Origin of the sequence: Actinocorallia sp. API 0066 (genome assembly GCF_020991275.1) — a bacterium.
In the GTDB taxonomy this organism is placed as follows: Bacteria; Actinomycetota; Actinomycetes; order Streptosporangiales; family Streptosporangiaceae; genus Actinocorallia.
In genome coordinates this window covers 307,662-325,426 of sequence record NZ_JAJLQY010000009.1, presented here as the reverse complement: position 1 = coordinate 325,426, position 17,765 = coordinate 307,662, and the positions used below count along the sequence as shown (strand labels likewise).

General features: G+C 72.3%; 16 protein-coding genes. All 16 read left to right on the top strand.

Annotated elements, in window-relative coordinates:
* Positions 1-3 precede the first annotated feature (3 nt).
* The 16 genes from LO762_RS33645 to LO762_RS23155 all read left to right on the top strand — a co-directional run bounded on the left by LO762_RS33645 (position 4) and on the right by LO762_RS23155 (position 17,682).
* A complete protein-coding gene (locus LO762_RS33645) occupies positions 4-1,608 on the top strand; it encodes a dihydroorotase family protein (RefSeq protein ID WP_230617977.1) in 1,605 nt (534 codons plus the stop codon).
* Between the two features lies 1 nt (position 1,609).
* Entirely contained in the window at positions 1,610-2,386 is a 777-nt protein-coding gene (locus LO762_RS23225; protein WP_230617976.1) for an isochorismatase family protein, read from the top strand.
* Complete coding sequence (locus LO762_RS23220; protein WP_230617975.1) at positions 2,386-2,970, top strand: amino acid synthesis family protein; 585 nt, start codon at positions 2,386-2,388, stop codon at positions 2,968-2,970. The genes LO762_RS23225 and LO762_RS23220 overlap by 1 nt, the downstream gene beginning before the upstream one ends.
* Complete coding sequence (locus LO762_RS23215; protein ID WP_230617974.1) at positions 2,967-3,704, top strand: ABC transporter ATP-binding protein; 738 nt, start codon at positions 2,967-2,969, stop codon at positions 3,702-3,704. Before LO762_RS23220 ends, LO762_RS23215 begins: the two co-directional genes overlap by 4 nt.
* Positions 3,701-4,534, top strand: coding sequence for an ABC transporter permease (locus tag LO762_RS23210; RefSeq protein ID WP_230617973.1), 834 nt, complete (start codon positions 3,701-3,703; stop codon positions 4,532-4,534). The genes LO762_RS23215 and LO762_RS23210 overlap by 4 nt, the downstream gene beginning before the upstream one ends.
* Positions 4,535-4,583: 49 nt before the next feature.
* Positions 4,584-5,741, top strand: coding sequence for a hypothetical protein (locus LO762_RS23205; RefSeq protein ID WP_230617972.1), 1,158 nt, complete (start codon positions 4,584-4,586; stop codon positions 5,739-5,741).
* A 75-nt stretch (positions 5,742-5,816) separates the two neighbouring features.
* Complete coding sequence (locus tag LO762_RS23200; protein ID WP_230617971.1) at positions 5,817-6,674, top strand: carbon-nitrogen hydrolase family protein; 858 nt, start codon at positions 5,817-5,819, stop codon at positions 6,672-6,674.
* Positions 6,675-6,712: 38 nt separating this feature from the next.
* A complete protein-coding gene (locus LO762_RS23195) occupies positions 6,713-8,068 on the top strand; it encodes an amidohydrolase family protein (protein ID WP_230617970.1) in 1,356 nt (451 codons plus the stop codon).
* Positions 8,065-9,255, top strand: a complete 1,191-nt coding sequence (locus LO762_RS23190; RefSeq protein ID WP_230617969.1) for an amidohydrolase family protein — start codon at positions 8,065-8,067, stop codon at positions 9,253-9,255. The genes LO762_RS23195 and LO762_RS23190 overlap by 4 nt, the downstream gene beginning before the upstream one ends.
* A gap of 13 nt (positions 9,256-9,268) precedes the next feature.
* Positions 9,269-9,874 carry a DUF1989 domain-containing protein gene (locus LO762_RS23185; RefSeq protein ID WP_230617968.1) on the top strand — a complete coding sequence of 202 codons (606 nt, stop codon included), beginning with the start codon at positions 9,269-9,271 and terminating at the stop codon, positions 9,872-9,874.
* On the top strand, positions 9,871-10,920 hold the full coding sequence (locus LO762_RS23180; RefSeq protein ID WP_230617967.1) for a hypothetical protein: 1,050 nt from the start codon (positions 9,871-9,873) through the stop codon (positions 10,918-10,920). The genes LO762_RS23185 and LO762_RS23180 overlap by 4 nt, the downstream gene beginning before the upstream one ends.
* A gap of 214 nt (positions 10,921-11,134) precedes the next feature.
* Positions 11,135-12,541 carry an aldehyde dehydrogenase family protein gene (locus LO762_RS23175; RefSeq protein WP_230617966.1) on the top strand — a complete coding sequence of 469 codons (1,407 nt, stop codon included), beginning with the start codon at positions 11,135-11,137 and terminating at the stop codon, positions 12,539-12,541.
* The gene (locus LO762_RS23170; protein ID WP_230617965.1) at positions 12,538-13,224 is read left to right on the top strand and encodes a class II aldolase/adducin family protein; all 687 of its coding nucleotides are present in this window, start codon (positions 12,538-12,540) and stop codon (positions 13,222-13,224) included. Before LO762_RS23175 ends, LO762_RS23170 begins: the two co-directional genes overlap by 4 nt.
* 164 nt (positions 13,225-13,388) lie before the next feature.
* Positions 13,389-14,645, top strand: coding sequence for an aspartate aminotransferase family protein (locus LO762_RS23165; RefSeq protein WP_230617964.1), 1,257 nt, complete (start codon positions 13,389-13,391; stop codon positions 14,643-14,645).
* Positions 14,642-16,156 carry an amidohydrolase family protein gene (locus tag LO762_RS23160; protein ID WP_230617963.1) on the top strand — a complete coding sequence of 505 codons (1,515 nt, stop codon included), beginning with the start codon at positions 14,642-14,644 and terminating at the stop codon, positions 16,154-16,156. The genes LO762_RS23165 and LO762_RS23160 overlap by 4 nt, the downstream gene beginning before the upstream one ends.
* Positions 16,153-17,682, top strand: a complete 1,530-nt coding sequence (locus tag LO762_RS23155; protein WP_230617962.1) for an NAD(P)/FAD-dependent oxidoreductase — start codon at positions 16,153-16,155, stop codon at positions 17,680-17,682. Before LO762_RS23160 ends, LO762_RS23155 begins: the two co-directional genes overlap by 4 nt.
* The last annotated feature ends 83 nt before the right edge of the window (positions 17,683-17,765 follow it).

Here is a 17,765-nt window from a genome sequence, read left to right as displayed (position 1 = left end):
ACAGTGGCAGAGGAAAAACTCGACCTGAAGGTCGTGAACGGGACCGTCGTCCTGGGGGACGGAAGGTACCGGTTCGGGATCGGCGTGAAGGACGGGAAGATCGTCGCGCTCGCCCCCGACGACCTCCTCCCCGACGCCAAGGAGGTCGTGGACGCCAGGGGGAACCACGTCATCCCCGGCGTGGTCGACTCCGAGGCCCACCCCGGCTGCTACGTCCCGTTCGAGTACGACATGCGGACCGAGTCGCGGGCCGCGGCGTGCGCGGGCATCACCACGTGGGGCATCCAGGCGCCCATGACGCGGATGGGCACGACCCCCTTCAAGGAGGTCATCGGCAAGAGCGACGTGCGCTCCTTCCACGAGTCGTTCCCGAGCGCCAAGAAGGTCATCGAGGACGTCTCCCACACGGACGCGTACCTGTGCTACATGCTGGAGACAGACCAACACGCCGACGAGATCCCCGAGTACGTCGAGCAGCACGGCGTCACCGATTACAAGCTCTACCTCCAGACGCGCGGCATGAAGTCGATGTCCGACGAGATAGACAACAACTGGCCTTCGCGCCGCGCGGGGCTGGGCACCGGTATCGACGACGGCACGGTCTTCCGGGTGATGGAGGAGGTCGCCCACTACGGCGGCATGGTCCACATCCACCCGGAGAACTGGGAGATAGGCCGGGTCTTCGAAGAGCGGCTCCGCAAGGCGGGCCGTACGGACTTCGGCGCCTGGACGGACCGCTCCCCGGACTTCCTGGAGGCGCAGCACATCCGCGCCTACTCCTACCTCGCCCAGCAGACGCCCGGACGGGTCTCCCTGTACCTGCAGCACTGCACGACGCAACTGAGCTTCGACGAGGTGCTGAAGGCGCGCGGCGAAGGCGTGGACGTGTACGCGCAGACGGGCCCCGCGTGGCTCTGGGCGGAGCCGGAGCAGGGCTGGCGCATCAACGTGCCCCTGCGCCGCCGCGACAACATCGAGGCGCTCTGGGTGGCCCTGGCGGACGGGATCGTCGACGTCGTCGGCTCCGACCACGTCGTCGGCTGGGAGCCGGCCACCTACGAGGAGATGTACAACGCCAACATCTGGGACTGCCGCACGGGCTTCTCCAGGGTGGAGATGCTGCTGCCGGTCCTGCTGTCGGAGGGCGTGGCGAAGGGCCGTATCTCGCTGGAGCGGATGGTGCAGGTCGTCTGCGAGAACCCCGCCAAGACGGCCGGGCTGTGGGGCCGCAAGGGCTCGCTCCTGCCTGGCTTCGACGCGGACATCACGATCGTGGACGCGGGCCGCGAGGTCACCGTCGGCAAGGAGCACCTGAACACGCGCTCCGGCTGGTCGATCATGGAGGGCCACACCTTCACGGGCTGGCCTGTGAAGACGATCCTGCGCGGCAAGGTGACGGCCGAGTGGGCCGACGACTCCCCCGGCATGCGTCCGGTGGGCGACCCCCGCGGCGAGTACCTCGCGCGCACTCCGATGGGCCGCAAGCAGGCGTTCGCGGTGACCGAGCCGACCAGGGTGGCCCCCAGCAACCGCTGGCTGGGCACCGACTTCACCCGCCCCGGCTTCGCCAAGGAGACCTACAAGTACACCGCGATGAAGGGGGAGTGACATGGCCGCCCTGTACGAGCGCGGCGTCGCCCCCTGGGACGACGTCCTCGACGCCACCGACCGCGCGGTCTTCGAGGCCGCCGGATGGGGCAGACGCGCCGGTTTCGGGTCGCGTCCGGCGATCGTCGTCATCGACGTGAACTACAACTTCTGCGGCGATACCGACGAGCCGATCCTGGAGTCCATCAAGCGGTGGCGCTACGCGTGCGGCCCCGAAGCCTGGAGCCGCTCCGTCCCGGCGATCGTCCGGATCCTGGAGGTGGCCCGCCGCAAGCGCCTCCCGGTCGTCTACACGACGAATCCGCGCCGTCCGGACGGCTTCGACCTGGGCGTCTGGAACGACAAGAGCCACCGCTCCACGGACGTCGTCGACGTGATGGGCCACCGCGGCAACGACATCGTCGACGAGGTGGCGCCCGCCGAGGGCGACATCTTCATCGAGAAGCGCAAGCCGTCGGCGTTCTTCGGCACGCCCCTGATGAGCCACCTGACACAGCTGAAAGCCGACTCGCTGATCCTCATGGGCTCCACCACGAGCGGCTGCGTCCGGGCGACGGCGGTGGACGCCGTCTCCTACGACCTCAAGGTGACGATCCCCCACGAGGCCGCCTTCGACCGCTCCCAGCTGTCGCACAAGGTCGCGCTGATGGACGTGCACATGAAGTACTGCGACGTCACCGACACCGACGACGTCGTCGCCTACCTGGAGTCGTTGGAGTCGGGCCTGTTCGACGCCGTCTTCCCGCCCGCCGCGCGGGCCGCGAAGGCGGACGCGTGATGGACGGTTTCCCCTTCCCGATCCGTAGGTTCCTCACGCAGGTCACCGAAGACCTGAGCTGTGAAGGGATCGTCGCGGAGAAGCCGTTGCGCAAGGTCGTCGTGGGAGCGGTCATCGCGAACCCGTTCGCGGGCGCCTACCACGAGGACCTGTCTCCGGCGGTGGACGCGAGCCCCGTCCTCGGCCGGATCCTCGGCGAGATGGCTGTGGACGTCCTCGGCGAGCCCGCCCTGAGCTACGGCAAGGGCGGCGTCGCAGGCACGAACGGCGCCCAGGAGCACGTCGTCTCGTTCGTGACGACGCCCTTCGGCAACGCGCTGCGCGACGCCGTAGGCGGCGGCGCGGCCTGGGTCTCCTCCGCGACGTGCGTAGGCGCGGCGGGCACCCCGCTCACGCTGCCTCTCGCGCACAAGGACGCCCTGTACGTCCGCGACCACTACGACGCGGTCACCCTCTACCCGGCTGACGCGCCCTACCCCGACGAGGTGCTCGTCGCGGTGGCCGTCGCCAACCGGGGCCGGCTGAACGCCCGGCTCGGCGGGATCGCCGCGTCCGAGATCACCGGGAAGGACGGCCTGACATGACACCGCCGGGTCCGCTGCTCGCCTTCCGCGACGTCACGCGCAGGTTCGGGGCCGTCCAGGCGCTCGACCCGGTCACGCTGACCGTCGCGCGCGGCGAGTTCGTCTCGGTGATCGGCCCGTCAGGGTGCGGCAAGTCAACGCTGCTGCGCCTCGCGTCCAGCCTCGATCACGCCTCCTCCGGCGCGGTCGAGACGGCCACGGAGTCGATCGCGTACGTCTTCCAGGACGCCACGCTGATGCCGTGGCGGACGGTCCGGCGGAACGTCGAGCTGCTCGGCGAGCTGTCCGGCGCCAACCGCGGCAACGTGCGGATGCGGGCGCAGGAGGCGCTGGAGTCGGTGGGCCTCGCCGACTTCGCCGACCACCTGCCCCGGCAGCTCTCCGGCGGCATGAGGATGCGCGCGAGCCTCGCCAGGGCGCTCGTCATGGAGCCCGAGCTGTTCCTGTTCGACGAGCCCTTCGGCGCCCTCGACGAGATCACGCGGACCCGGCTCAACCTCCAGCTCATGGACCTGTTCGTCGAACGCTCCTTCGGCGCCCTGTTCATCACCCACTCCGTCGAGGAGTCGGTGTTCCTGTCCAACCGGGTCGTGGTGATGTCGGCGCGGCCGGGGCGGATCACCGCCGAGTTCACCGTGCCGTTCGCCTTCCCCCGGCCCGCCGACCTGCGGTACACCGCCGAGTTCGCTGACCTGGCGGGCAAGGTGGCGCGTGCCCTGGAGGAGGCGTCATGACCGGACCCGTCGTCGCCCGGCTCACCGCGAGCCTGGGCCGCGTCCTTCCGCCGTTCGGGGTGTTCGCCCTCATCGTCGGCGCCTGGTACGTCGTCACCTATCAGGTGCTCGCGGAGGATCGTAGGTTCCTTCTCCCGCCGCCGCACGAGGTGGTCAGCGAAGGGTTCCTCGACGAACGGACGCGGGAGGACATCCTGCTGGCGAGCTGGGAGACGCTCAAGGCGGCTCTCATCGGCCTGGCCATCGCGTTCGTCCTGGGCTCCGTCCTCGCCGTCCTCATGGCGCAGGCCCGCTGGATCGAGCGGTCCCTGTACCCGTGGGTGGTGTTCCTCCAGACGATCCCGATCCTGGCGATCGTGCCCGTCATCGGCTTCTGGTTCGGCTACGAACTGACCGCCCGTGTCGTCGTCTGCGTGATCATCGCCTTGTTCCCGCTCGTCATCAATCCGCTCCAGGGGCTGCTGGGCACCGACCGCGGTTTGCACGACCTGCTCACGCTCGCCCGTGCCAAGCCGTTCACCCGGCTGGTGAAGCTGCAGATACCGGCGGCGCTCCCGCAGGTGTTCGTCGGCCTCCAGACGGCGGCGGGCCTGTCCATCGTCGGCGCGGTCGTCGGTGACTTCTTCTTCGGCAGAGGTGCTATCGGCCTCGGCCTCCTCCTGTCCCGTTACAGCGGCCGCCTTCAGTCGGCCGAAATGCTCGCGACGGTGTTCGCGGCGGCCGTCCTCGGCGTCGCCGTCTTCTGGGTCTTCGGCGCCCTGGGCCGCCGCGTCGTCGGCGCCTGGTCGGAGGCGTGGGGCGCGGGAGACCGCGCCGCGCGCTCCTCCTGACAGCCCCCTCCCCCTCGATTCCCCGCCCGACCACCGAAAAGGACGAGCCATGTCCAGAGCCCTCACCCGCCGCGTCCTGGGCACCGCGGCACTGATCACCTCGATGAGCCTGCTCGCCACCGCCTGCGGCGACGGCGACGACGCCCCCGAGGCCGCCGGAGACCGCTCCGGCGCCCTGTCCGGGGTCTGCCCCGCCACCGTCGTCATCCAGGCCGACTGGGAGCCCGAGGCCGAGCACGGCGGCATCTACCAGCTCCTCGGCGACGGCTACACCGTCAACACCCAGGCCAAGTCCGTGAAGGGCCCGCTGGTGGCGTCCGGCGAGGACACCGGCGTCGACGTCGAGATCCGCATCGGCGGCGCGTCCGTCGGCTACCAGACCGCCCAGTCCCTCCTGTACCAGGACAAGGACATCATGTTCGGCTACGGCCGCGTCTCCGAGCACCTCGTGACGCAGAAGGACACCCCTGTGGTCTCCGTCTTCGCCCAGCTGGAGAAGAGCCCCTACGCCATCTACTGGGATCCGGCCACCTACCCGGACGCCACCACGATCGCCGACCTGAAGAAGGACAAGGTCAAGATCCTGCTCGGCTCGGACGTCACGGTCTGGCAGGAGTACCTCGTCGGGACGGGCGTCATCGACAAGGCGCAGATCGACCAGAGCGACTCGCCCAAGCCCGCCACGTTCGTCGCGGCCGGAGGCAAGGTCGCCGAGACGGGCTTCATCACCGCCGAGCCTTACATGTACGAGGTCGAGACGAAGGCGTGGGGCAAGCCCGTCAAGGGCCAGCTCATCCACGACACCGGCTTCCCCGAGTACTTCCAGTCGATGGTGGTGCGCAAGGAGGACGTGACGAAGCAGAAGGACTGCCTTTCCAAGCTCGTCCCGATCCTCCAGCAGGCCCAGGTGGACTACATCACCGACTACGCGGCCACCAACAAGAAGATCATCGACCTGGTCGACCAGTACCAGACCAGCTGGATCTACACCCCGGGCCAGGCCGAGGCGTCCGTGAAGGCCCAGATCGACATGGGCCTCATCGCCAACGGCGATGACAGCACCCTCGGCAACTACGACCTCCCCCGAGTCCAGCAGCTCATCGACCTCATCACCGAGTACGCCCCCGACGCCGACATCTCGGGCATCACCCCCGAAGACCTAGTCACCAACGAGTTCATCAACCCCTCCATCGGCCTCACCCCCTAAACCCTCTCCCCCGGGGGCGCGGCCCGGCCCCTTCTCCCGCCGCCGCGCCCCCCACCCCTCCCCACAGGACCCCCCATGCCCGACACCTACACCCTCGCCGTCGCCCAGCCGCGTACCGCGCCCTCCGAGCGCCGCGCCGACAACGTCGCGCGCGCCGTGGAGCTGGTCGCCGAGGCGGCCGCCAAGGGCGCCGACCTGATCCTGTTCCCCGAGCACAGCCCCGGGCCGTTCACCGCGGCCGAGTCCTACGACGCGACGCCGGCGATGACGGAGGCGGCGAAGGCGCACGGCGTGAACGTGTGCTGGAGCCGGATGGAGGAGTGCTCCGACGGCCTGTGGCGGCTCACCGTGTACGTCCTGCGCAGGGACGGGTCGGTGGCGCTGCGGTACGAGCGCAGCCATCCCGCGACGGTGCCGCCGAAGGACACCGGCGGCTGGGTGGCGCCCGGCCCCGTCCTCGGCTCCTTCGAGCTCGACGGCGTCCCGATGGGCGTCGTCGTCTGCTCGGAGCTGTGGATCCCCGAGCCCGCGCGGGTGCTGGCGCTGCGCGGCGCCCAGGTGCTGCTGTCGCCCGCGGGCGGCGGCTTCACGTCGCTGGCGCCCAACTGGGAGATGATCGCCCGCGTCCGCGCCATCGAGAACCAGTGCTACCTGGCTCTCACGAACAACCTCTGGGACGTCGAGTCCGGCTCGGCGCTCATCACCGGACCCGAACACCCGCTGGTCAAGGCCGGACGCGCCGAACTAGCCGTCGCCGAGATCGACCTGGCACGGCTGCGCTGGCTGCGCGACAACGACGACAGACTCGGCGCGACCAAGCCCTTCGACTCCATTCCCGGCCTGCTGCGGGCGCGCAGGCCCGAGCTCTACGGCGAGCTCGCCGAGCCCCGCGAAGGGCTCTTCGACTACCACACGCCGCCCGCATCCGAGTGAACCGTTACGTGACAGACGTTCGAGACAACGGAGGACAGATGAGCCAGAAGACCCTCGTCCGGGGCGGACACGTCCTCACGGCGGGACCGGCGGGGGCGCTCGGGGACGCGGCGGTCCTGGTCTCCGGCGCGGTCATCGAGGCGGTCGGGCCGTACGCCGAGCTGAAGGCGGCGCATCCGGACGCGCGCGAGCTGGGCGGGCCGCACGACCTCGTCCTCCCGGGGTTCGTCAACACCCACGGGCACTTCTCCGAAGGGCTGATCACGGGGATCGCGGAGCAGTACACGCTCTGGGAGTGGATCCACGCCCTGATCAACCCTGTCCGTCCGCATCTGACCTATAAGTCCGCCTATGTCGGCACGCTGCTGGCGGGCGTCCAGATGCTCCGTAGCGGCATCACGACCGCGAACGACATGTTCGTGTGCGACCCGCTCCCCCAGCCCGTCACGCCCGGCGTGGTGGCCGCGCTGGACGAACTGAACCTGCGGGGCGTCGTGTCGTTCGGCGCGGGCGACCTGGGGCTGCCCGGCGGGATCGCGCCGCGACTCGACGAGCACGCCGCGCTGCGCGAGGCGGCCGCGGCCAGCCGCCTGAGCACGTTCCGGGTCGGGATCGGCGCGGTCGGCGGGCAGACCGAGGAGCTGTTCGCGGCGTCGGTGGAGCTTGCGGTGGGGGGTGGGTTCGGGGTGCATATTCATTTGCAGGAGATTCGGGAGGAGGTGACGGCTGCTTTTCAGCGGTTCGGGCGGTCGCCGGTGGCGCACTGCGCGCGGGAGGGGCCGTTCGGGGCGCCCACGTTGGCGGCGCACTGCGTTTGGGTGGACCGGAACGACCGGGAACTGATGGCGCTGCACCGGGTGGGAGTGGCGCACAACCCGGTGGCGAACATGATCCTCGCGTCGGGGGCGGCGCCCGTCATGGAGATGCGGGCGCTGGGCATCGACGTCGGGATCGGGGTGGACGGGGCGGCGTCCAACGACAGCCAGGACTTCCTGCAGGCGCTCAAATCGGCGGCGATGCTGGCGCGGGTCACCCACCTGCAGGCGACCGCGATGACCGCCTTCGAGGCGTTCGAGATGGCCACCATCGGCGGCGCACGGGCGCTGCGGATGGACGACCGCATCGGCTCGCTGGAGGTCGGGAAGGCGGCTGACATCGTCGTGCTCGACGGGTCGTCCCCCACCCTCGCGAACGTCCACGACCCCTACCAGGCCGTCGTCTGGGTGGCGGGCTCCCGTGAGGTGAAAGACGTGCTCGTGGACGGGCGGCCCTCCGTCGTCGACGGGGAGGTCGTGACGGTGGACGTGGCCGAGGTCGTCGCGCGGTCCCGTCCGCTGGCCCGCGACCTCGTGCGCAAGGCCGGGCTCCCGCACCTGTCGGAGCTGGCCCGGTGAGCCGCACCCTCGTCACCGGGATCGGCACGCTGCTTACGGGCGACCTGGACGCACCCGTAGCGGAGCCGGAAGACCTCCTCATCGTGGACGGGCTGATCGCCGAACTGGGCACGTCGGCCAGGCCCGGCGACGTGGACCAGGTCATAGACGCGCAGGGCGCCACCGTCGCGCCAGGGCTCATCGACTCCCACTGCCACGTCGTCCTCGGCGACTACACGCCGCGTCAGACCGCCGTCGGCTTCCTCGCCTCCTACGTGCACGGCGGCATCACCTCCGTCGTGTCGCCCGGAGAGATCCACCTCCCGGGCCGCCCCCACGACGCCGCAGGGGTCAAGGCGCTGGCCGTGCTCGCACAGCGCTCGTGGAGCGAGTACCGGCCGGGCGGGATGAAGGTCAACGGCGGGGCTGTCGTGCTCGAACCTGTGCTGACTCCGGACGACTTCAAGGAACTCGCCTCCCTCGGCGTCAGGTACGCCAAGTTCGGGTTCGGCCGCTACGCCGACCCCGCTGACGGCCTCGCCCAGGTGAAGGCCGCCCAGGAGGCGGGCATCCTCGTCACCTGCCACTCCGGCGGCGCTTCCATCCCCGGCTCCAAGCCGATCACCACGGAGCACCTGCTATCGCTCGCGCCGGACGTCTGCGGGCACCTCAACGGCGGCCCGACCTCCCTGGACGCCGCAGGGCTGCGCACGATCGTCGCGGAGACGGAGATGGCGCTCCAGCTCGTCCAGGCGGGCAACCTGCGCAGCGCGATCGAGCTCGTCGACCTCGTCCGCGAGCACGGCGCCGGGCACCGGGTCGTCCTCGGCTCGGACACGCCCACGGGGACGGGCACGATGCCGCTGGGCGTGCTCAAGACCGTCGCCGAGCTCAGCTCCCTGGCCGGGGTGGAGCCGCCCGTCGCGTGGGCGTGGGCGACGGGCAACGTCTCCCGGATCTACGGGCTCGCGGCGGGCGTCCTCGCGCCCGGCCGACCCGCCGACCTCGTCGTCATGGACGCGCCCTGGGGCGCGCAGGCCCCGGACGCGCTCGGCGCGCTGGCGCGCGGCGACATCCCGGGCATCAGCCTCGTCCTCATCGACGGCGAGATCAAGGCGCTGACCAGCCGCAACACCCCGGCCGCCGCCCGTAAGGCGCGGATCACCCCGGAAGTTCCGGAGCCGCCAGGTTCCGCCCATGTCTGCTGAAGGAGGAACCCCCATGATCGTCTCCGAAGTGGTGATCCCGGCCCAGGAAGGGCGGGGCGTCCGCCTCGCGGCCGGACAGCTGCTCGACCTCGTGGACCTCGAAGGCTCCCAGGTCGCTGACCTCGTCGCCTACGACGCCGCCGACACAGCCGAGTACCTCTCGCCCGCCCACACGGCGGCCGTCAACACCTCGGTGCTCCTCAAGGTGGGGCAGAGCCTCTACTCCAACCACCGCAACCCGCTCCTGACGATCCTGCGGGACGACGTAGGCAGGCACGACATAGTCGTCCCCTGCTGCGACCGGGAAAGGTACCTCTACTCCTACGGCGTGGAAGACCACCGTAGCTGCCTCGACAACCTGCTCCAGGCGCGCGACCTCCTGGGCGCGGACGTCACCGTAAGGGGCGAGAACGCCTGGAACGTCTTCATGCACAACCAGGTGACGGCCGAGGGCGAGGTCGTCACCTATCCGGCGCTGCAACCGGCCGGATCGACCATCACACTGCGCGCCGAACGTGACCTCGTCGTCCTGGTCTCGGCCTGCCCGCAGGACCTCAGCCCGTGCAACAACTGGGACCCGACCTCGATGAGGCTCGTCGTCCGCGAGGAGGCCGCGTGAACGCCGCGGAGCTGACTCGGGACGCGCGGCTACCCGTCTCCGCCCGCAAGATCCGACCGCCTTTCACCCTCGACCCTGCGCTGTGCCTCTACTCGCCGCAGGAGAACGTCGAGGCGCTGACGCACCCGCTCATCGCGGACTGGCTCGCCTACGTCCGGGACTCCTGGACGCCCACCCCTGTGCCCGGAGCCGACCGGGGACGGATAGCCGTGCTGCTTCCGTGCACGAAGTACAAGCCGTACGTCACGAGCCGTGAGCACCGGGGCATCAACACCGCGCTGCGCGCGGCGGGCTGGGCTCCGTCCGGCGGGCCCGTCCCCGCAGAGCTGGAGGGGTGCCTCGCGGACGGCGAGGACGCCTCCCTGCTTGATGTGTCTCCCCTGGTCCGCGACGGATGGGTCCTCGACCGCTTTGTGGTGAGCGAGCCCCTCGCGCTCGTGCCTTACGAGCACTCCTTCACCTGGCGCGGCGCGCAGAGCCCGGCGACGTCCTACGACGACCCCGGCCTGTTCGAATCCCGGGGTACCTCGGTGACCCCGTACCGGGCCGACTCCACGGCGACGCGGAGCCCGAACGGAACCTGGAAGTGGGGTCCCGCGGAGCGCGAGGCGTACGCCGACATGCACAACGCCCTCGTCGAGGTGCTCGCCGCGACGCTCCGGAGGCTGGCGCCCGCCTACGCGGGCGTCGCCGCCTGGGTCTCCCCCGGCCTCACCCACATCAGCTTCCTCGCCGACAAGGAACGCCGTAAGGCCGACGGCCTGCCATCCGCCCGCAAGGGCGTCTCCGGCGACAAGCCCCTGGTGGGCGTCCTCGACCTGCTGCCCGGCGCGCTCACCCTCATGCCGACCCGCGCCCAGCTCACCGCCGCCACCGTGGCCCTGACGGCCCGGCTGGCCGCCCAGGGCCGCCCCTCCGGGCCCGGCTCCGTCCGGTCCGTCTTCGCCCGCGGCGACGGGCGCGACACCCCGCTCGCCCTGCCCGAGACCCTCGCCCACCTCGTCGGCTGGATCGACACGGCCACCCGAAAGGCAGCCACCCCATGAGCCGCACCCTCAGCCACCCGCCTCACACCGGAGCCCCCCGCACCCCCGAGCCCCTCAGGTGGAGAGCGCGTGACGACGTCAGGGAGCGGCCTGAGAGGCCGGGAGACGCCGACCCGGCGGCGAGGCCGGATGCGGGCGAGAAAGGCGTCCGGCGACCGCTCAGGAGCCTGGAGAGGCCGATCCGGCTGCGCCGGTCGAAGACCGGGAGAGCGGCGTGACGGGCTTCGGGGAGGCGCCTGAGGGCCCGGAGGACGTCGACGTGGCGGCGGTGCCGGGGATCGTCGCGGCGGCACGGGCGGCGCTTCCGGGGTGGCGGAACGCGGCGCCGCACGCGCGGGCCGACGTGCTGCGGCGGGCCGCCCTGCTGGTGCGGGAGCGGCTGGAGGAGCTGGCCCGGCCGCACGCCCGCGAGTCCGGCAAGGTGATCGGGCAGGCGCGCGGCGAGGTGCGCGGCGCGGCGCGGCTGCTGGAGGTCAACGCCGAGCTCGGCCGGACCTGGGCGGGCACGCTCGCGCCGACCGGGGCGCTGCCGGGCGGCGAGCGCGACCTGACGCTCGTCGAGCGGGTGCCGGTCGGCGTCGTCGTCGCGGTCATCCCGTTCAACTTCCCCATCGAGCTCACCGTGGAGAAGGCGGCCGCCGCGCTCGCCACGGGCAACGTCGTCATCGTCAAGCCGCCTCCGCAGAACCCGCGCGCCACCATGGCGCTCTGCGCGCTGCTGAAGGAGGCGGGCCTGCCAGACGACGTCCTGCAGGTCGTGCCTGGCGGGACGGAGGTGTCCGCCGCCCTGTGCGCCGCGCCCGGCGTCGACGCGGTGTCGCTCACCGGCTCGGTCGGCGCGGGCGTCGCCGTCGCGCGCGCCACCGCGCACCTGCTACGGCCGCTGCACCTGGAGCTCGGCGGCAACGGCGCGGCACTGGTGCTGCCGGACGCCGACCTCGACCTCGTCGTCGCCGAGACGCTGCGCGGCCGGCTGCTCATGAACGGGCAGGCGTGTGCGGCCACCAAGAGGCTGCTCGCGCACCGGTCGGTCGCGGCCGAACTGACCGGCCGCCTTGAAGCGGCACTGGCGGACGTACTGCCTATCGACCCGCTCGACGAGGAGGCGCGGCTCAGCCACCTCATCGACGCGTCGTCCGCCGCGCGTGTCGCGGCCCAGACGGGCCGGATCGTCGCCGAGGGCGGACGGCTGGTGCTCGGCGCCGCCGAGGCCGACGGGCCCTGGTTCCCGCCCGCGCTGCTCACCGACGTGCCCGCGCGGGCGGCGGTCGCGGTGGACGACGAGATCTTCGGTCCGGTCTTCCCGGTGATCCCTGTGGCTTCGGAAGCGGAGGCGGTGGCTGTCGCCAACGCCAGCGCGCTCCGCCTTACCGCCGCCGTCTTCTCCGCCGACCTCGCGCGCGCGCTTTCCGTCGCCCAGCAACTGGACTTCGGAGGCGTCGTCGTCAACGGCACCAACAACTACCGCCCGCCCGTCGTGCCGTTCGGCGGGGTCGGCCTCGCGGGCGCGGGGCGCGAGGGCGACGGCTACACGATCGAGGAGATGACCAGGACCCGTTTCCTCGCACTTCGCGGCATTCGCCCCGCTGCGGTGCCGCTTCCTCCGCTGGGGGCGGTATGAGCGCGGTGGAGGCGGCGCGCGCCAACGTGGCCGCCGTCGCCCGGATGACGGCCAGGGCCGGTCTTGTCGAGGCGTTCGGACACGTGTCCGCGCGGCTCCCAGGCGGCGGCGCGGCTATCACGCCCACCCTTCCGATGGACGCCGTCCGCCCCGAGGACGTCGTCGTCCTCGACCCCTCCGGCCGCGCCCTAGCCGGTGCCCTGGACGACGTGCCCTTGGAGATCTGGCTACACCTCGCCGTCTACGCCGCGCGTCCCGACGTCGGAGGCATCTGCCGGGGCCACCCTCCGCACGCCGTCCGATGGGGCACAGGCGATGCCCCCCTTCCCGTCCTGCACGGCCTCGGCCTCCTCGCGGGCCTGACGGTCCGCGTACACGACGACGTGGCTCTGATCTCGACGCGGGAGCGCGCCGAGGCCGCCGCCCGCGCGCTCGCCGACGACATGGCCCTCCTCCTCCGCGGCAACGGCGCCCTCGCCGTCGGCACCGACCCCCTGGAGGCCGCCACCCGCCTCCACCACCTGGAGGACCGCGCCCGCGTCGCCCTCTCCCCCGGCCCGTCCACCTCCCCGGTAACCGACACGACCTGGACCACCCGCGCCGCCGACTCCCCCGCCGAACTCCGCCGCGCCCGACGCTGGTTCGCCCACCACCACACCGACCCCCACCAAAGGCCCACCTAATACCCAAACCACCCAACCGCCTAAGGGCCCACCGCATGCCACAAAGCACCCCACCGGGATCGGAGGGAGACAGCGGCGGGGCGTAGCGGAACGGAAGAGAAGTTCGGGCGAGAACGAGTCGTGGACGCGAGAACGAGTCGCCGTGAGATGTGAGGAGTGAACCGATGTTGAACAACCTGGTGCCTTCGGCGACGATGAGTGACGAGGAACTGGAGTCCTACCGGGACAGGTTCGCGGCGCGGCTGTCGCAGACGGTGCCCGGCCGCAAGGAACTCGTCGTGTCGGCCGCCGAAGGCTGCACGCTGCGGGCCGCCGACGGCAGGGTCTACCTCGACATGACCTCCGGCATCGCGGTGGCGAACGTCGGGCACTCACGGCCCGAGGTCGTCGCGGCGGTGCGGGAGCAGATGACCCGGTATGCGCACGTCAACGTGTACGGCAGGTTCGTCGTCCCCGAGCAGGTCGAGATCGCCGAACGCCTGGTGCGAGCCGCGGGCGGCGCCCTCGACACGGTGTACCTGACGTCGTCGGGCGCCGAGTCGACCGAGTGCGCGCTGAAGCTCGCCCGCAAGCACACCGGACGGCCGAAGTTCGTCGCGATGGAACGCGCGTACCACGGCAGGACGTTCGGCGCCCTGTCGGTGAGCTGGCGCGAGCAGTGGCGGGCCCCGTTCGAGCCGCTACTCCCCGACGTCGAGTTCGTCCCGTTCGACGACCTGGAGGCGGCCGCCGCCGCGATCGACGAGCGCACCGCCGCGGTGATCGTCGAACCGATCCAGGGCGAGGGCGGCATCCGGGTGCCGTCGGACTCCTTCCTGCCGGGCCTGCGCGACCTGTGCGACCGCGCGGGCGCGCTGCTGATCTGCGACGAGGTGCAGGGCGGCATGGGCCGCGCCGGCGCCTGGTTCTCTCACCAGCTGTGGGGGATCCAGCCGGACATCGTCACCTGCGCCAAGGCGGTCGGCGGCGGCCTGCCGCTCGGCGCCGTGCTGGCCCGCGCCGAGGTCTTCGCGACCTTCCTCGACCCGGCGCTCAGCCACCTGACGACGATGGGCGGCAACCCCGTCGCGTGCGCCGCCGGAATCGCCGCGTTCGACGTGATCGAGCGCGACGACCTCGTCGCCCGGTCCGCCGAGCGCGGCGCGTACCTGCGCGAACGCCTCGAATCGGTGCGCGACCAGTTCCCCGCCCTGCTCACCGACATCCGCGGCCGCGGCCTGTGGTGCGCGTTCGAGGTCGCCGTGCCCGCGCAGGACGTCGCGAACGCCATGCAGGAACGCGGCGTGCTCGTCGGCTCCGTCCTGAACTCCGAAGGCACCGTGCGCGTGACCCCGCCGCTCGTCATCACCCCGGCCGAGATCGACGTCTTCGTCGGCGTCCTGCGCGCCGTCCTGCGCGACCTCGCCGAGCGTGCGGCATGACCGCCCCGGACCCGCGCGCCGCCACGGCCACCGGCGGACCCCGCGCGCCACGGGGCCACGGACCGGCTGAGACGGTACCGACGGGCGGGCCCCGCCCGGCAAGCCGCGCCGCCGAGCGCACCGGGCTGCCGGGCCGCGAGGAGGTGCTCGTCCGGGCCGCGTGGGTGCTCACGGTCGGGCCCGCCGGTGAGGTCGAGGACGGCGCGGTGCACGTCCGCGACGGGGAGATCGTCGCGGTCGGGCCGTACGCCGACCTGCGACGAGCGTTGCCGGACGTTCCGGTCGAAGGGGACGGGACGGGGCTGCTCATCCCCGGGTTCGTCAACACGCACACGCACCTCTCGGAGGCGCTGGCGACAGGGATGGGCTCGGAGCTGACCCTGTTCGAGTGGGGCGAGCGGATCGTCGGGCCCCTGGGCGCGGCGCTCACCCGCGCGGACGCGCGGGAGGGCACCAGACTGCGGGCCGTGGAGATGCTCCTTTCGGGGGTGACGACGGTCAACGACATGTTCGTGCACTGCAACCCGGAGGAACCCGCGAGCGTCGGGGTCGTCGCGGGCCTTGACGAGGCGGGCCTACGCGGCGTCGTCTCCTTCGGGGCCGAGGACGTCGCCGCTCCGGACGCCGCGCCCTGGGCGGACGTGGCGCGCGTCATGGCCGAGCAGGACGAACTGGCCAAGGCGGCGGCCGAAAGCGAACTCGTCTCCTTCCGATACGGGATAGGCACCCTCCTCGGGCAGAGCGACGCGCTCCTGGAAGCAGGCGTGGATGCCTGCCGCGCCCATGGCTGGGCCGTCCACACCCATCTGGCCGAGGTACGCGAGGAACTCGTGGCCGCCGCCCAGCGCTGGGGCCGCAGGACGATCCCGCACGCGCTCGCGCTCGGCCTGTTCGAGCGGCCCCTGATCGCGGGGCACGGCGTGTGGGTGACCGAGGCCGACGTCGAGATCCTCGCCGGGCACGGTGTCGCGATCGCGCACAATCCGGTCGCGAACATGATCCTCGGCTCCGGCGTCTGCCCGGTGCCCCGGCTGCGCGCGGCGGGCGTCGCGGTGGGCATCGGCACCGACGGGGCTGCCTCCAACGACGGCCAGGACATGCTCCAGGCCGTCAAGACCGCCGCGCTGCTGCAGAAGGTCGCCGCGCTCGACCCGTCCGTCATCGACGCGGCGACGGTGCTGCGCATGGCGACGCTCGACGGCGCCCGCGCGCTGGGTCTCGACCACCTCGTGGGCAGCCTGGAGCCCGGCAAGCGGGCCGACCTGGTGCTGCTCCAGGACTCCGTCTGTGTCTCGGTCCTGCACGATCCGTGCGGGCAGCTCGTGTACGGGGCGTCGCCGCGCGCCGTCCGCGACGTGTGGGTGGACGGCCGCAGGGTCGTCGCCGACCACGTGTGCCGCACCGTGGACGAGGCCGACCAGATCGCGCGGTGCCGTCCGCTCGTGCGGGGGCTCGCCGAGCGTTCGGGCCTGGCGGGCGCGGGCTTCTCGCGGCTGGGGGGTGCCCGGTGAGGGCGCTCGTTGTGGGCGGCGGGCACAACGGGCTCGTCGCCGGGGTGTACCTCGCGCGGGGCGGCGTGGAGGTCACGGTGTTGGAGGCCGCCGAGACGCCGGGCGGCTGCGTGTGGACGCAGACCCTCCCGGACGGCTCGGTGGTCGAGCGCGGCGCCGTCGACCACGGCGGGGTCAGGGCCGTCGCCGACGATCTGGGCCTCGCGGAGTTCGGCCTCCGCTACGTCGAGCGCGACAGGCTCGCCACGACGGTCTTCGGCGACGGGACGACCCGCGCGTTCGAGGTGTCGGCGGAACGCACCGCGGCGGCGCTGGGCGCGGACGAGCGGGCGTACCTGGCGCTCACGCGCCGGGCCGGGGCGTTCTTCGGCGTCCTGGACTCCTTCCCGACCGCCCCCACGCCCACCGCGCTGGCCGCCGCCCTGCGCGACCTGCCTGGAGGCGACGACACCTTCCGGATGCTGCTTTCGCCCGCCGAAGCCGTCCTGGAACGCTCGCTCACCGACCCGCACACCAGGGCGGCGCTCGCCCTGTACGCCGCGCACGGGCAGATCCCGCCCTGGGCGCCGGGCTCCGGCATGCTCGCGCTGCTGCTGCCCGCCGCGCACGGGGCGCCCGCCGTCCGCCCCGAAGGTGGCTCCGGTGCCCTCGTCACCGCGCTGACCGCGGCCCTGGAGGCGGCGGGCGGCACCCTGCGCACCGGCGCCCATGTGACCCGGATCTCCCGGACGGCGTCGGGCTACACCGTCACCCTGGACGGCGGCGAACGGCTTACCTCCGACCGGGTGCTCTCGACGCTCGACGTGCGCCGGACCACGGCGCTGCTGGCCGATCCGCCGCCCGCGCTGGCCCGTGCCGCCGCGCACGTCTCCTCCGGCAGGCTGAACGTCTGCGAGCTGACGGTCTCCGTCACCGGGGTGCCCGTGCCCGAGCCGTGCCGGGGCGCGACGGGGCCGGTCTGCTTCGTCCAGGACGGGCTCGACGACCTGCGCCGCGGCTTCGGCGACGTGCTCGCGGGACGGCTGCCCGCCTCCCCGTGGGCGATGGTCGCCGGGGCCGGGACGGGCGTGTGGCTCTCCTCCGTCGTGCCGCTGCGCCGCGCCGACGGCCCGTGGACCCCCGCCCTGGAGGAGGAGGCCGCCGACCGTGTCCTGCGCGGCGCGGGCCGGATCCTCGGCGCCGACCTCGCCACGGGACGCGTCACGGTCACGGGCCCCGCCTCCTGGGCCGCCCGCCTGCACGGCGACGGCAACCCCAACCACCTCGACCTCACGATCGACCAACTCCTCGGCTGGCGGCCTCCCGGCCTGCCCGTCCCCCGCACCCCGCTTCCCGGCCTCTACCTCGCCGGCGCGGGCACCCACCCGGGCGGCGGCCTCTCCGGCGTCTCCGCCCGCACCGCCGCGAACGCCCTCCTCACCGACACCCGCACCCCTCGATCCCCGTCCCTCCGCTCCCGCCTCCTCACCGAGCTCTCCTCCCTCCCGTCCGCCCTCCGCGCCTACCGCGCCCTCCGCACCCCCTGACCCGCCCATGCCCAACACCCTCCCCAAACCAGCGCGCACCCTCGACAGCCCAGCCGCCTCACCAACGCATGCCGCACCCGCCA

Excerpts from the sequence above, each read along its gene's own strand:
- LO762_RS23225 (WP_230617976.1), top strand. The coding sequence starts at position 1,610 with ATGGCCGCCCTGTACGAGCGCGGCGTCGCCCCCTGGGACGACGTCCTC.
- LO762_RS23220 (WP_230617975.1), top strand. The coding sequence starts at position 2,386 with ATGGACGGTTTCCCCTTCCCGATCCGTAGGTTCCTCACGCAGGTCACC.
- LO762_RS23215 (WP_230617974.1), top strand. The coding sequence starts at position 2,967 with ATGACACCGCCGGGTCCGCTGCTCGCCTTCCGCGACGTCACGCGCAGG.
- LO762_RS23210 (WP_230617973.1), top strand. The coding sequence starts at position 3,701 with ATGACCGGACCCGTCGTCGCCCGGCTCACCGCGAGCCTGGGCCGCGTC.
- LO762_RS23205 (WP_230617972.1), top strand. The coding sequence starts at position 4,584 with ATGTCCAGAGCCCTCACCCGCCGCGTCCTGGGCACCGCGGCACTGATC.
- LO762_RS23200 (WP_230617971.1), top strand. The coding sequence starts at position 5,817 with ATGCCCGACACCTACACCCTCGCCGTCGCCCAGCCGCGTACCGCGCCC.
- LO762_RS23195 (WP_230617970.1), top strand. The coding sequence starts at position 6,713 with ATGAGCCAGAAGACCCTCGTCCGGGGCGGACACGTCCTCACGGCGGGA.
- LO762_RS23185 (WP_230617968.1), top strand. The coding sequence starts at position 9,269 with ATGATCGTCTCCGAAGTGGTGATCCCGGCCCAGGAAGGGCGGGGCGTC.
- LO762_RS23170 (WP_230617965.1), top strand. The coding sequence starts at position 12,538 with ATGAGCGCGGTGGAGGCGGCGCGCGCCAACGTGGCCGCCGTCGCCCGG.
- LO762_RS23165 (WP_230617964.1), top strand. The coding sequence starts at position 13,389 with ATGTTGAACAACCTGGTGCCTTCGGCGACGATGAGTGACGAGGAACTG.
- LO762_RS23160 (WP_230617963.1), top strand. The coding sequence starts at position 14,642 with ATGACCGCCCCGGACCCGCGCGCCGCCACGGCCACCGGCGGACCCCGC.